We start from the raw sequence: 11,810 nt of genomic DNA, 5'->3' as shown, positions 1-11,810 counted from the left end.
CCACTACCTTCCGCCACTGGTACGCGTCCCGAAACCGTCCTCTCGGCGGCCAGAGCGTCCTCCTCTGGCCCGACACCTTCACCAACCACCTCACCCCCGCCGTGGGCCAGGCCGCCGTCACCGTCCTCGAAGCGGCGGGCCTGCGCCCCACCCTGCCCCCGGGGCCGGTCTGCTGCGGCCTCACCTACGTCTCCACCGGCCAACTCGACCGCGCCCGCCGCGTGATGCGCCGCACCCTCGACACGGTGGAGGCATCCGCCGAACCCCTCGTCGTCCTGGAACCGAGCTGCGCCGCCACCCTCCGCACCGACCTCCCCGAACTCCTCTCCGACGACCCCCGGGCCGCCGCCCTGGCCGCCCGCGTCCGCACTTTCGCCCAGACCCTGGAGGAGCACGCCCCCGACTGGCGGCCCCCGCGCCTGGACCGCCCCGTCACCGGCCAGACCCACTGCCACCAGCACGCCGTCCTCGGCGACACCGCCGAGACCCGTCTGCGCGCCCGCGCCGGTCTCACCGGCGACCTCGCCGGCGGCTGCTGCGGCCTCGCCGGCAACTTCGGCTTCGAGCCCGGCCACTACGACGTCTCCGTGGCCTGCGCCGAAGACCAGCTCCTGCCATCCGTCCGCGCCGCCGCCCCCGACACCACCGTCCTCGCCGACGGCTACTCCTGCCGCACCCAACTGGCCCAGCTCGCGGGCGTCCGGGCCCGGCACCTCGCGGAGGTCCTGGCCGAGGGGCTCGCGACCCCCACCGCACCGGAGCGGCAGCCTCCGCCGAGCGCGGGCTGACAGGACTCGCCCATGGCCGCGGAAGTGTGGGCCCCTTGCTCTCCGTGGTCGGCGTCGGCGGCATGCCGAAGGCTGCCTTCCTGGCCGCCGCCCGCGAGGTGCTGGCCTAGGTGCGGTTGCGCGGGTGACGGCGCGCCATGCGCTCGTTGCCGTGCTTGTACGCCCCGGTCCACCGGGCCATCACCAACTGGGCGTCACCCGACTCGACCTCCCCCAGGAACTTCCCGGCACGCGCTCCCCGTAGCGTCCCTGCCGACCTGCCCTGATGGGTGATCGTCACGGTGCCGTCAGGGCGTTGCTCGTAGGTGTAGCCGAAAGGTCTGGGCATGGCCCGGATGCTAGGCGGCCGGGCCGGGACGCCGTAACCGAATATGCGTCGTCGGCGCTCCGAGGCCGTGGCTGACGGGCGGTCGCCGCCGTGGGCACGGCGGTACCGTGCTGTCGACGAGCCAGAACAGGAGCCCCTGATGCACGCTCTTCCGCATGACTTCACCGGCCGCCGTATCGCCCGACTCCGCAAGGAGCGGCACCTGACCCAGCAGGCCCTCGCCGACCTGTCCGGGATCGCGTACAGCACCCTCACCAAGACCGAGCAGGGTGTCATCCCCGCCAGCCCGTACGTCATCGGTTGCGTGGCGCGGGCGTTGCGCGTCGAGGTCGCCTCGGTCACCGGGCAGCCCTACACCACCGAGCTTCGGGCCGACGAGCTCGATTCGTTGATACAGCCGATCCGGGAGTCCCTGGACGTCTACGACCTGGGGGCGGATCCGGAGGTCCGGTCCAGGGAGGTGGCCGCCCTCCAGGGTGAGGCCGAAGGGCTGCTGGTCGCCGTCCGGGCCGGAGAGATCAAGCAGACGGCGGGCCGGCTGCCCGGGCTGGTGGTCGAAGCCACCACCGCCGCCCACCTCGCCGCCACCACCGAAGGGTGGCTGCTGCTGGCGAGCCTGTACCGCACGGCGTACGACGTGGCGTCGAAGCTCGGCTTCGCCGATCTGGCCACCATCGCCCTCTCCCGTATGGAGTGGGCGGCGCAGCGCGGTTCGGACGCGGTGGTCGGCGGGATGTACCGCTACATGCGGGCCCTGACCTATCTGCGCACCGGCCAGTACCGGACGGGGGAGCGGCTGGTCCGGATGGGGCTCGGCATCGTCGGGCAGGCCGAGCCCGGACGGCGGCGGGACGTCCTGGCCGGGCAACTGCACCTGGGCGCGGCCGTGATGGCCGGGCGAGCCAAGGACGGGGCGCGGGCGGAGGGGCACCTCGCCGAGGCCGGTCGCCTGGCCGACGCCACCGGTGAGGCGGTGGACGTCCACTGGCTGGCCTTCGGTCCGACGAACGTGGCGGTCCACCGGGTCAGTGTGATGGCCGAGTTGGACCGCTACGACGAGGCAGCGCGAGCCGGGCACGGGCTGTCCGTGGCAGAGGACTGGCCCGCCTCCCGCCGGTCCCACCACTACGCCGAGGTCGCCCGGGCCCAGCTCTGGACCGGCGATCTGGACCACGCCTTCGCCAACCTGCTGCGAGCACGCAAGGCCGCACCGCAGCAGGCGCGGTACCACCAGACCGTCCGGGAGACCTATGCCGGACTGGAGGCCGCCAAGCGGCGGCTGCCGGACAGCTTCCTCTCCTACGGTGCCTGGCTGGGCCACTGACTCCTCGTGATGTCTTGGCCCTGGCTATCAACGGGCGGTGACAGTCGGCGGCTTGCCCGCACTCCAGCATGGGTGTGCCACCGGCCGCTCGGCTAGTGGCGGAGAGCGCCCCGGCGACCGCTGGTACCGGTCCCGGGGCATGGCCAACGCTGACAAGGAGCGCCGACATGCACGACCATAAGTCCCTCCCTCCGCCCACCGCACCGCCCCTGGGCGGATCCGTGCCCGTCGACGTCGCGACTCTGCGGGTCACCGCCGGCCAGGCGCTGGCCGTCGGGGACGGGGCGCCGGGTCCGGGCCTCTCCGACCTCGCCGACGCGTTGCGCGGGCACGTCCAGCTCCTCGTGCCCGAGGTGCGGGCGCTGGCCCGTGAGCTGCCCGCCGAGGACGCGGCCGCGCAGGCCGCCAAGGCAGGCTGCGACGAGGCGTGGCGGCGGCTGCACACGCCCCGCGGCTTCGGGCCGGACGCCGCCCGGCACCAGGTGCGGCGGCTCGCGCGGTCCGTGCAGTCCCTCTGCGACCACTACGAGACGCTCAACCCGCCGGTGGACGCGGACGGCCCGGCGGTGCGGTGACGCGGGCCGAGCCGGGCCGGCTCGGACGGCCCGGCTTCCCGGCGGGCGGTCGGCGGTACGGGGCGTGCCCGTTCTGCCCCGAACCGGACGCCGACGTCGTCATCGCCGTCGAGGAGGCCGCCTCCGGGCCGGGCTACCCGGTCGTCGCGCACCGCGCCTGCGCCGAGAGGCGCCGTGAGCGGGTGCTCGGCCCGTATGACGCGGCCGCCTGGCGGGCCGCCGCGCTCGGCGGGTGATCGCCACACAACCCCCATGGCGACCGCACGGGTCAGGGTCGCACCCCCATCACTCGACACCCCCCGCCTCCAGGAGGACCGCATGAGCAACGACGCCAAGCACCAGGGCGACCCCGCGCCGATCAAGCCGTGGACGCCGCCGCCCACCCCGCCGTCGCCGGACGGCTCCGGCCCGAGCGAGCAGCGCGGGGGCCGGGGTTGAGCGCCACCCCTCAGAGCGGGCACGCCGCGCTCGTGGACCTGCTCCACGGGCGCGGCCTGCTCGACGAGACCTGGCGTGCGGTCTGGCACGCCGTGCCCCGCGAGCCGTTCATCCCGGCCCGCGCCTGGCGGCAGGAGCCGGACGGGTGCGTGCCGCTCACCGGCGAGGCGGACCGGCTGGCGCTGGTCCACGCCGACGAGCCGGTGATCGTGCAGGTGGACGACGGCAAGCCGGACGGGCCTTCCGTCGCCACCTCGTCCAACAGCCAGCCGTCCATGGTGGCCCGGATGCTGGGGCTGCTGGACGTGGCCGACGGGCACCGGGTGCTGGAGATCGGCACCGCGACCGGATACGTGGCCGCCCTGCTGTCCCGCCGCCTGGGGGAGAGGAACGTCCACAGCGTCGAGATCGACCCGGCGATGGCCGCCTGGGCCCGCGAGGCCCTGCGCGCGGCCGGGTACGCGCCGCACCTCGCCCACGGGGACGGTGAGCAGGGGTGGCCCGGGGCCGCCGCCCCGTTCGACCGGCTGCTGGTCACCTGCGCGGTGCGGCACGTCCCGTATCCACTCGTCCGCCAGCTCAGGCCCGGCGGGGTCCTGGTCACACCACTGGCCCGGGACTTCTGGAGCGGGGCGGTCGTCCGGTTGGCGGTCGGGGAGGACGGCACCGCCCGGGGCCGCTTCCACGGCGGGGCCTCGTACATGCCGATGCGGGCGCACCGGAAGGCCGAGGGCGCGCCCGTGGAGGAGGCGACGGCACGCCCCACGGCGGTGTGCGTCGACCCCGCACAGCTCCTGGACCTCGGCTTCGCGCTCTACGCGGGAGCCCGGCTGCCGGGCGTGAGCATGCTGCACGCCGAGGAGCCGGATGGCGGTGTACGGGTGTGGTTGCGGGCCCCCGACGGCTCGGCGGCCACCGCCGCGTCCCGGGAGGACGCCTGGCTCTACGGGCCGCGCGACCTGTGGGGTGAGGTGGAGACGGTCTACGGGGAGTACGTGCGCCTCGGCTCGCCCGCCGCCGACGCATTCGGGCTGGTGGTGGGGGCGGAGGAGGAGTGGATCTGGGTGGGCGACCCGAGCCGGCGGGTCGGCCCCGCGTAAGGCGCGTAGGGGGTTCGCCGGCAGCGAGCCCCTACCGGCCCCTACCGGTCCCTGCCGGCCCGTACCGGACCCTGCGGGCCCCTACCGTGGTAGCGGGTCCCCCTCCGGGGGCCGGCTGAAAAAGTCTGGAGCGCGACCCGTGCAGTGCAGTATGTTGCGCTGCGAAGTCCACTCGAATGCACTGTCCAGAGAAAGTCCGAGGCCCTCCGGTGAAGGACGTCGCCCAGAGCGAAGCAGCCGCCGCCGTCGCGCAGCCCGAGTCCGTCGCCGCGTATCCGGAGAAGCCCGGGAGCGGAGGGCGCGGCCGGCGTCTCGGGCCGGTGGCGCTGGTGGTGGCCGGCGGGTTCTCGGTGCAGTTCGGCGCGGGTGTCGCCGTGATGCTGATGCCGCGCGCGGGGGCGCTGGGGGTGGTCACCCTGCGGCTGCTGCTGGCCGCGCTGGTGCTGCTGGTGGTGTGCCGGCCCCGGCTGCGCGGGTACGGGCGGGCCGACTGGGGCACCGTGGTCGCCTTCGGCACCGCCCTGGCGGCGATGAACATGATGTTCTACCAGGCATTGGACCGGATTCCGCTGGGCGCGGCCGTGACGCTGGAGGTGCTGGGGCCGCTGACGCTCTCGGTGGTGGCGTCCCGGCGGCTGGTGAATCTGGTGTGGGCGGGGCTGGCGCTGGGCGGCGTCGCGCTGCTCAGCGGGGGCGGGTTCGACCGGCTGGATCCGGTCGGCGCGGCGTTCGCGCTGGGCGCGGGCGGGATGTGGGCGGCGTACATCGTCTTCAGCGCCCGGACGGGGCGGCGCTTCCCGCAGGCCGACGGGCTGGCGCTGGCCATGACCGTGGGCGCGGTGATCAGCCTGCCGTTCGGGATCTGGGAGGCGGGTGACCGGCTGCTGGTGCCCGCGACGCTGGGCCTGGGCCTCGCCGTCGCGCTGATGTCGTCGGTGCTGCCGTACACCCTGGAGCTGATCGCCCTGCGCCGCCTGCCCGCGCCCACCTTCGCCGTCCTGATGAGCCTGGAACCGGCCATCGCCGCGACCGCCGGATTCCTGCTGCTGGGGCAGGGACTGCACCTGACGGAGGCGATGGCGATCGTGCTGGTCATCGGGGCCAGCATCGGGGCGGTGCGGTCGCAGGCCGGTCCCGCCGCCAAGGCGGCGACCGCCGACCAGTAAAGCAAGCACGCTTGCTTGTTTCGTCGGGCGCTGCCATGCTCCCGGACACGCACCGCCGCGCCGGCGGCCGGGCGGCCGATGCGCCGCGCCGGCCGCCGGGGCGGGTCAGTCGTGTCCGTGCCGTCCCGGAGGGAGCGCACCGTGTCCGACGCCGCACCGGTCCTCGACGACCTGCGCGAGGAGAGCGAGGAGTTGGACCGCCTGGTGGCGGCCGCCCCGCCGGACGCCTGGGCCGCGCCCACCCCCGCCGCCGGTTGGACCGTCGCCCACCAGATCGCCCACCTGGCCTGGACGGACCGGGCCGCCCTGCTCGCGGCGACCGACCCGGACGCCTTCGCCGGACACGTCGCCAGGGCGGCGGAGGCGCCGGACCGGTTCGTGGACGAGGGTGCGGAGGAGGGGGCCGGGTTGCCGCGGGAGGCGCTGACGCGCCAGTGGCGGGAGGGCCGGGAAAGGCTCCAGGACGTCCTGCGGGCCGCCCCGGCCGGGACGCGCTTCCCCTGGTACGGGCCGCCCATGTCGGCCGCCTCGATGGCCACCGCCCGGCTGATGGAGACCTGGGCGCACGGGCAGGACGCGGCGGACGGGCTGGGGGTCGTACGGGAGCCCACGGCGCGGCTGCGGCACGTGGCCTGGATCGGCGTACGGGCCCGGGACCACGCCTACGCGGTACGGGGGCTGCGCCCGCCGGCCGGCCCGTTCCGGGTGGAGCTGACCGCGCCGGACGGGAGCATCTGGGCGTACGGGCCCGAGGGCGCGGCCCAGCGGGTCACCGGCCCCGCGCTGGACTTCTGCCTGCTCGCCACCCGGCGGGCGCACCGCGCCGACCTGGCCCTGACGGCGGCGGGCGCCGACGCCGACCACTGGCTGGACATCGTCCAGGCGTTCGCCGGGCCGCCGGGCCCGGGACGGCCGCCGAGCGAGACCGGTGCGCCGGGCCCGGGAGGGCCGCCGGCCGAGACCGGGCCGACGGTGCCGGGGCGGCCGCAGACCCCGAATGAGGCACGGCGATGAACGGAGGCGCGGTGGCGAGGGGCGCCCGGCCGTTGCGGATCGGGAACGCCTCCGGCTTCTACGGCGACCGGTTCGACGCCGTGCGGGAGATGCTGACCGGGGGCGAGCTGGACGTCCTCACCGGGGACTACCTCGCCGAGCTGACGATGCTGATCCTGGGGCGGGACAGCCTCAAGGACCCGTCCCTCGGATACGCCAGGACCTTCCTGCGGCAGATGGAGGAGGGGCTGGGGCTCGCCCACGAGCGGGGGGTGCGGATCGTCGCCAACGCGGGGGGACTGAATCCGGGCGGGCTCGCCGACGCGCTGCGGAAGCTGGCCGCCCGGCTCGGGGTCCCGGCGCGGGTCGCGCACGTCGAGGGCGACGGGCTGCCCGCGCCCGAGGGGGCGCTGACCGCCAACGCCTATCTGGGCGGCGCGGGGGTCACCGCCTGCCTGCGGGCCGGGGCCGACGTCGTGGTGACCGGGCGGATCACCGACGCCGCCCTGGTCAGCGGCCCGGCGGCCTGGTGGTTCGACTGGGGGCCGGGGGAGTACGACCGGCTGGCGGGCGCGGTGGCCGCCGGGCACGTGCTGGAGTGCGGCGCCCAGGCCACCGGCGGGAACTACGCCTTCTCCGCCCGGGAGGCGGAAGCCGATTTCCGCCGGCCGGGCTTCCCGCTGGCGGAGATCGACGCGGACGGGGGCGCGGTCATCACCAAGCACGCCGGCACGGGCGGCCTGGTGGACGTCGGGACGGTCACCGCGCAACTGCTGTACGAGACGGCCGGCGCCCGGTACGCCGGTCCGGACGTCACTCTGCGGCTGGACACCGTACGGCTGGCGCGGGAGGGGCCGGACCGGGTGCGGATCGCGGGCGTACGGGGGGAGGCCCCGCCGCCCCGGCTGAAGACCGGGACGACGCGGCTCGGCGGGTGGCGCAACGAGGTGGTGTTCGTGCTCACCGGACTCGACGTCGAGGCCAAGGCCGCCCTGGTCGAGGCGCAGATGGCGGAGGCGGTCGGCGGGGCGGCCCAGGTGCGGTGGGAGCTGGCCCGCACCGACCACCCCGACGCCGCCACCGAGGAGGCCGCCAGCGCGCTGCTCCGGCTGGTGGTCCGCGACCGGGACCCGGAGCGGGTGGGCCGGGCGGTCAGCGGGGCGGCGGTGGAGCTGGCCCTCGCGAGCTATGCGGGCTTCCACCTCACCGCGCCGCCGGGCAAGGGCACGCCGTACGGGGTGTTCGAGGCGGGGTACGCCGAGCGGGGCGCGGTCGCGCACACGGCGGTGCTGCCGGACGGGGAGCGGGTCGCCGTCCCGGACCCGCCGGACGCACGGGAGCCCGTGCCCGTGCCCGTACCGCCCCTTCCTCCCGCCCTCCCGCCGGGGCCGGTGCGGCGGGCGCCGCTGGGCCTGGTGGCCGGGGCCCGCAGCGGCGACAAGGGCGGCGACGCCAATGTGGGGGTGTGGGCCCGGGACGAGGCCGGCTGGCGGTGGCTGGCGCACACCCTGACCGTCGACCGGTTCCGCGAACTACTGCCCGAGACGGCCGACTTGACCGTCGTGCGCCATGTGCTGCCGAATCTGCGGGCGCTGAACTTCACCGTGGCCGGGCTGCTCGGGGAGGGCGTGGCCGCGCAGGCCCGGTTCGACCCGCAGGCCAAGGCGCTCGGCGAGTGGCTGCGCTCCCGCCACCTCGACCTACCGGAGGTCCTGCTGTGACGACCAGGAGCCAGGAGGGACCGAAGTGACCGTGATCGCCTCCCGACTCGACCCGCACGCGGCCGAGTTCGCGGCCAACCGGCACGCGATGCTGGAGAAGCTCGCGGCCCTGGACGCCGAGCACGCCAAGGCGCTCGCGGGCGGCGGCGAGAAGTACACCGCCCGGCACCGCTCGCGCGGCAAACTGCTCGCCCGGGAGCGGATCGAGCTGCTGCTCGACGAGGACGCGCCGTTCCTGGAGCTGTCCCCGCTCGCCGCCTGGGGCAGCGACTACCCGGTCGGCGGCTCGATCGTCACGGGGATCGGGACGGTGTCCGGGGTGGAGTGCCTGATCACCGCCAACGACCCGACCGTGCGCGGCGGTTCGTCCAACCCCTGGACGATGCGCAAGGCGCTGCGGGCGAACGAGATCGCCTACACCAACCGGCTGCCGTGCATCGCGCTGGTGGAGTCCGGGGGCGCGGACCTGCCCTCCCAGAAGGAGATCTTCATCCCCGGCGGCGCGCTGTTCCGCGACATCACCCGGCTCTCGGCGGCCGGGATACCGACGATCGCGGTCGTCTTCGGGAACTCCACGGCCGGCGGGGCGTACGTCCCGGGGATGTCCGACCACACGGTGATGATCGACGGGCGGTCCAAGGTGTTCCTCGGCGGGCCGCCGCTGGTGAAGATGGCCACCGGCGAGGAGAGCGACGACGAGTCGCTCGGCGGGGCCGGGATGCACGCCCGCACCAGCGGGCTGGCCGACCACTACGCGGTGGACGAGCCGGACGCCATCCGGCAGGCGCGGCGGATCGTGGCCCGGCTGCACCACCGCAAGGCGTACGCGGATCCACCGCTCGCCGCGCCGCCGGCGTACGACGCGGAGGAGCTGCTGGGGATCGTCCCCGGCGACCTGCGCACCCCGTTCGACCCGCGCGAGGTGATCGCCCGGATCGTGGACGGCTCCGACTTCGACGAGTTCAAGCCGCTGTACGGGGCGAGCCTGGTGACGGGCTGGGCCGCGCTGCACGGCTATCCGATCGGCGTGCTCGCCAACGCCCAGGGCGTGCTGTTCAGCCAGGAGTCGCAGAAGGCCGCGCAGTTCGTCCAGTTGGCCAACCAGCGGGACATCCCGCTGCTCTTCCTGCACAACACCACCGGCTACATGGTCGGCAGGGAGTACGAGCAGGGCGGCATCGTCAAACACGGCTCGATGATGATCAACGCGGTGGCCAACTCCCGCGTCCCGCACCTCTCGGTCCTCATCGGAGCCTCGTACGGGGCCGGGCACTACGGCATGTGCGGCCGCGCCTACGACCCGCGCTTCCTGTTCGCCTGGCCCAGCGCCAAGTCCGCCGTGATGGGCCCCCAGCAGCTCGCCGGGGTGCTGTCGATCGTGGCCCGCGCCTCGGCCGCCGCCAAGGGGCAGCCCTACGACGACGAGGGCGACGCGGCGCTGCGCGCCATGGTGGAGCAGCAGGTGGAGGCGGAGTCGCTACCGATGTTCCTGTCCGGGCGGCTGTACGACGACGGGGTCATCGACCCGCGCGACACCCGCACGGTCCTCGGCCTGTGCCTGTCGGCCGTGCACACCGCCCCCTACCAGGGCGTGCGCGGCGGCTTCGGCGTCTTCCGGATGTGAGGGACGGATGTGGAGGACGGAGACGGATGTGAGGGACGGATGTGAGGGACGGAGACGGATGTGAGGGACGGATGTGAGGGACGGACGGGAGTCGCCCGGCGCCCTTCGAGCCCGAGGAGCCCCATGATCTCCACGCTGCTCGTCGCCAACCGGGGCGAGATCGCCTGCCGGGTCCTCCGCACCTGCCGCGACCTGGGCATCGCCACCGTCGCCGTGCACTCCGACCCGGACGCCGGAGCGCTGCACGTACGGGAGGCGGACGCGGCGGTACGGCTGGCGGGCGCCGCGCCCGCCGACACCTACCTCCGCGCCGACCTGATCGTGGCCGCCGCGCTCGCGGCCGGCGCGGACGCCGTCCACCCCGGATACGGCTTCCTCTCCGAGAACGCCGACTTCGCGCGGGCCGTGCTGGACGCGGGTCTGGTCTGGGTCGGTCCGCCGCCCGAGGCGATCGAGGCGATGGCGTCCAAGACCCGGGCCAAGGAGCTGATGGCCGCCGCCGGGGTGCCGCTGCTCGGCCCGGTGGACCCGGCGGCGGCCACCTCCGCCGACCTGCCGCTGCTGCTCAAGGCGGCGGCGGGCGGCGGCGGGCGCGGCATGCGGGTGGTCCGCGAGATCGACGACCTACCGGCCCAGTCGGCGGCGGCCGAGGCCGAGGCCCGGTCGGCGTTCGGGGACGGCGAGGTGTTCGCCGAGCCGTATCTGGAGCGCGGCCGCCATGTGGAGGTGCAGGTCCTCGCCGACGCGCACGGCACGGTGTGGACGCTGGGCACCCGGGACTGCTCGCTCCAGCGCCGGCACCAGAAGGTGGTCGAGGAGGCGCCCGCGCCCGGGCTGGCCGAGGAGCTGCGGGCGGAGCTGGACCGGGCGGCCGTCGCCGCCGCGCGGGCCGTCGGCTACGAGGGGGCCGGCACGGTCGAGTTCCTGGTCGCCGGCGGCAAGGCGTACTTCCTGGAGATGAACACCCGCCTCCAGGTCGAACACCCCGTCACCGAAGCGGTTTTCGGGCTCGACCTGGTCGCCTGGCAGCTGGCCTGCGCCGAGGGGGCCGCCCTGCCGCCCGAGCCGCCCGACCCCACCGGGCACGCGGTGGAGGCGCGGCTCTACGCCGAGGACCCGGCCCGCGACTTCGCGCCCGCCAGCGGCGTACTGCACCGCCTGCGGATACCGGCCGCCGAGGGCGTGCGGGTGGACGCCGGATACGCGGACGGGGACGCGGTCCCCGTCCACTACGACGCCATGCTGGCCAAGGTCGTCGCCCACGCGCCGACCCGCGCCGACGCGGTCCGCCGGCTGGCGGGCGTGCTGGAGCGGGCCCGGATCCACGGCCCGGTCACCAACCGCGAGCTGCTGGTCCGCTCGCTGCGCCACCCGGAGTTCGCGGCCGGCGCGATGGACACCGGCTTCTACGGCCGGCACCTGGCCGCGCTGACCGAGCCGGCCCCCGGGGAGGAGCACGCGGCGGTCGCCGCCGCGCTGGCCGCCGCCACCGCCCGGGCCGGCCGCTTCGGGACCTTCCGCAACCTGCCCTCCCAGCCGCAGACCGCGCGCTACGGCGACCACGAGGTCCGCTACCGGCAGACCCGCGGCGGCGGTTGGGCCGTGGACTCCCACCCGGAGGTGTGCGTGGTGTCCGCGGCCGCCGACCTGGTCCGGCTGGAGGTCGCCGGCGTCTCCCGCCCGTACCGCGTCGCCGTCCCGGCCCCCGGCGCCGTCCACGTCGACACCCCCACCGCCGGGTACCGGCTCACCC

The 11,810-nt window shown here is 75.4% G+C and carries 11 protein-coding genes; 10 read left to right on the top strand and 1 reads right to left on the bottom strand.

The features are described 5' to 3' along the window. Positions 1 to 788: (Fe-S)-binding protein (locus C6N75_RS14290; protein ID WP_146132563.1), on the top strand; the 788-nt coding region annotated here is incomplete at its 5' end. A 106-nt stretch (positions 789 to 894) separates the two neighbouring features. On the opposite strand, the gene C6N75_RS14285 is transcribed toward C6N75_RS14290, so the two are convergent. After that, the gene (locus C6N75_RS14285; protein WP_105869273.1) at positions 895 to 1,116 is read right to left on the bottom strand and encodes a hypothetical protein; all 222 of its coding nucleotides are present in this window, start codon (positions 1,114 to 1,116) and stop codon (positions 895 to 897) included. Between the two features lie 139 nt (positions 1,117 to 1,255). Between C6N75_RS14285 and C6N75_RS14280 the strand changes: the two genes are divergently transcribed. The 9 genes from C6N75_RS14280 to C6N75_RS14240 form a co-directional block, all read left to right on the top strand. Further along, complete coding sequence (locus C6N75_RS14280; protein ID WP_105869272.1) at positions 1,256 to 2,440, top strand: helix-turn-helix domain-containing protein; 1,185 nt, start codon at positions 1,256 to 1,258, stop codon at positions 2,438 to 2,440. Between the two features lie 167 nt (positions 2,441 to 2,607). Further along, a complete protein-coding gene (locus tag C6N75_RS14275) occupies positions 2,608 to 3,015 on the top strand; it encodes a DUF6415 family natural product biosynthesis protein (protein ID WP_105869271.1) in 408 nt (135 codons plus the stop codon). Next, positions 3,012 to 3,251, top strand: a complete 240-nt coding sequence (locus tag C6N75_RS14270) for a hypothetical protein (protein ID WP_105869270.1) — start codon at positions 3,012 to 3,014, stop codon at positions 3,249 to 3,251. The genes C6N75_RS14275 and C6N75_RS14270 overlap by 4 nt, the downstream gene beginning before the upstream one ends. Before the next feature lie 198 nt (positions 3,252 to 3,449). Beyond that, complete coding sequence (locus C6N75_RS14265; protein ID WP_258177408.1) at positions 3,450 to 4,553, top strand: methyltransferase domain-containing protein; 1,104 nt, start codon at positions 3,450 to 3,452, stop codon at positions 4,551 to 4,553. A 209-nt stretch (positions 4,554 to 4,762) separates the two neighbouring features. Then, positions 4,763 to 5,719: an EamA family transporter gene (locus C6N75_RS14260; protein ID WP_258177407.1), complete on the top strand. Its 957-nt coding sequence runs from the start codon at positions 4,763 to 4,765 to the stop codon at positions 5,717 to 5,719. Positions 5,720 to 5,860: 141 nt separating this feature from the next. After that, a complete protein-coding gene (locus C6N75_RS14255; RefSeq protein WP_105869267.1) occupies positions 5,861 to 6,733 on the top strand; it encodes a TIGR03084 family metal-binding protein in 873 nt (290 codons plus the stop codon). Next, entirely contained in the window at positions 6,730 to 8,433 is a 1,704-nt protein-coding gene (locus C6N75_RS14250; protein WP_105869266.1) for an acyclic terpene utilization AtuA family protein, read from the top strand. The genes C6N75_RS14255 and C6N75_RS14250 overlap by 4 nt, the downstream gene beginning before the upstream one ends. Positions 8,434 to 8,458: 25 nt before the next feature. Further along, on the top strand, positions 8,459 to 10,057 hold the full coding sequence (locus C6N75_RS14245) for an acyl-CoA carboxylase subunit beta (protein ID WP_105869265.1): 1,599 nt from the start codon (positions 8,459 to 8,461) through the stop codon (positions 10,055 to 10,057). 123 nt (positions 10,058 to 10,180) lie between these two features. Then, the coding region (locus C6N75_RS14240; RefSeq protein WP_105869264.1) for an acetyl-CoA carboxylase biotin carboxylase subunit at positions 10,181 to 11,810 on the top strand (1,630 nt) is incomplete at its 3' end.

This window comes from Streptomyces solincola, from assembly GCF_002982015.1.
GTDB lineage: Bacteria > Actinomycetota > Actinomycetes > Streptomycetales > Streptomycetaceae > Streptomyces > Streptomyces solincola.
Note: the sequence above shows the minus strand (reverse complement) of the source record. Positions and strands in the feature narration are given on the sequence as shown.